Origin of the sequence: Streptomyces alkaliphilus (assembly GCF_014141535.1) — a bacterium.
Classification (GTDB): Bacteria; Actinomycetota; Actinomycetes; order Streptomycetales; family Streptomycetaceae; genus Streptomyces; species Streptomyces alkaliphilus.
Genome location: NZ_VKHT01001410.1, coordinates 1 through 980, shown reverse-complemented (window position 1 = coordinate 980; position 980 = coordinate 1). Strand labels below are relative to the sequence as shown.

The 980-nt window shown below is 75.2% G+C and carries 1 pseudogene; it reads right to left on the bottom strand.

Annotation, left to right across the window (positions count from 1 at the left end):
- Positions 1-305: 305 nt before the first annotated feature.
- Positions 306-980 (bottom strand): annotated as a pseudogene (locus tag FNQ90_RS24790) (hypothetical protein); the annotation flags it as partial.

The following is a 980-nucleotide window of genomic DNA, read 5'->3' as shown; positions in this document are numbered from 1 at the left end:
AGGAGGCGGAGGGGGAACACTCATGGCGCAAAACCCTAGGAGGGCGCCGGCCCGCAGGCCATGGCTGTCTCCGGATCGGGACACACCCGCAACCGCTTTCGTGCACACTCCACCGAATCGATGCCCGAACGGCCGGTGAACCGGCCCCTTGAGGGGCGGGCCGACCGGTCCGGGAGAGCGGGATCAAGGGCTCGGGGATCAGCTAGAAGGCCACCGCGAACAGACCGAGCAGGGCGAACACCACGACCTCCGTGCCGAGCACCGACCCCACGTCCCGCCGGGGCCGTCCCGCCGCGCGGCCCGGCTCATCGGGATCCCCCCACCGGCGCCGGGCGCTCCCACCACAGCACACTCGTCAGGAATCGGGACACCACCGGGAGGCCGGCCAGGAGCCAAGCGGCGATCGCGACCCCCAGCGCCGTGCCGCTCACGGCGTCGAAGGCGCCCTCCGCGTTCCGGACCGAGAACGCGAGGATCGCCGCGAAGGCCGGTGAGAGGACCAGGAAGATCGAGGACGAGGGCCCGGCGATGGTGCGGGGGAAGGCGGACCCGCGTCGGGCACGTGCTGCCCGGGGTTGGGCCATGGCCGAGGCGAACGCCGGCCCGGCGTCACGCGCCGCCCGATCGCCCCTTCCGGCCCCGGCCGGTTGCGGTCTCTCCTCGGCGAGCGGGACGCCGAGCAGCCGACGCAACCGCTCACGCCTCTCCGGACCCCCGGACCCGGAGAACCAGTCCTCCTCGGGGAGGGCGGCCCGGGTCCGGCCGGCGGCGTCCCGGAACTCCAGACGGGACGGGGTCCCGTCCGGCGAACCGGGCACCCGCACCAGCCGTCGGACGGCGAGCGGGCCGCGCAACGCGAACCGATGGGTGTGCCCGACCCCGTCCACGATCACCAGGTCCGGCCCGTCCGCGCCCACCCGGGCGGTGCGGAGGAACCGCCGGGAGGCACCGGGGCGCGGGGCGGGGGAGATGCCGTCCAC